2 protein-coding genes are annotated in these 835 nt (G+C 76.8%); both read left to right on the top strand.

The window, feature by feature from the left end:
- The coding region (locus HW578_RS27200; protein ID WP_198373806.1) for a helix-turn-helix domain-containing protein at positions 1-407 on the top strand (407 nt) is incomplete at its 5' end.
- An 83-nt stretch (positions 408-490) separates the two neighbouring features.
- Positions 491-691, top strand: a complete 201-nt coding sequence (locus tag HW578_RS27205) for a YgaP family membrane protein (protein ID WP_198373807.1) — start codon at positions 491-493, stop codon at positions 689-691.
- Positions 692-835 lie beyond the last annotated feature (144 nt).

Consider the following 835-nt stretch of genomic DNA (forward strand, 5'->3'; position numbering starts at 1 on the left):
CGCTTCCCGCCACGCTGGACGCCGCCACCCGCGCGCGCATCGCCGTCGGCGCCCTGCCGCTGCGCGTCCGCGCCGGTGCCACGCTGTTCCGCCCGGGCGACACCTGCCGCGGCTTCGCCCGTGCCGGCTTCGCCGCGCAGCTCGGCGCGCTGATGGGACGGATCGAGCACCTGTCCGTCCGCAGCGTCGATGCGCGCCTCGCCGCCGATCTGCTGGACCGCGCGCCGGGCACGGTGCCGGCGACGCAGCCGGAGATCGCCTCGGGCATCGGCACGTTGCGCGAGGTGGTCAGACGCCGCCTCGCGGCCTTCGCCAGGGCCGGGCTAGTGTGCACCGAGCGCGGCGCGGTCACGCCGCTCGATCCCGCCGGCTTGCTGCGGATCAAGGACGGCACTGCCGCGCCGTGACTTCATCACCGACACGCCGCCCCGTAGGTGCGAGGACAGGCGCGAGGCCGGGCTTCCCCGGTCCCCGGCAAGGGAGTGGCGAGATGAGTTGCAACGTGGGTGGCCTCGACCGGATGCTGCGCATCGCCGTGGGGCTGGTGATCCTGGCGCTGGGCGTGTTCGGCCCGCTGGGCTGGTGGGGCCTGGTCGGCCTGGTGCCGCTGGCGACCGGCGTGTTCCGCTTCTGCCCGGCCTATGGGCTCCTGGGCCTGCGCACCTGCCCGGCGGACGGCAAGGCGGCCTGAAGCACCGGCGCGCGCTGCTACGGCGCCGCCGGCAGGAACGCCGCTGGCGGCGCCGCGCCCTGCGGCGTGGGCACGGCACGCAGGCTGATGCCGCCCGGTGCGGCGTCCATCGTCACGCGCAGCCCGCCCTCCGGCGGCGCCGCG

Origin of the sequence: Roseomonas rosulenta (genome assembly GCF_016106005.1) — a bacterium.
Classification (GTDB): Bacteria; Pseudomonadota; Alphaproteobacteria; order Acetobacterales; family Acetobacteraceae; genus Neoroseomonas; species Neoroseomonas rosulenta.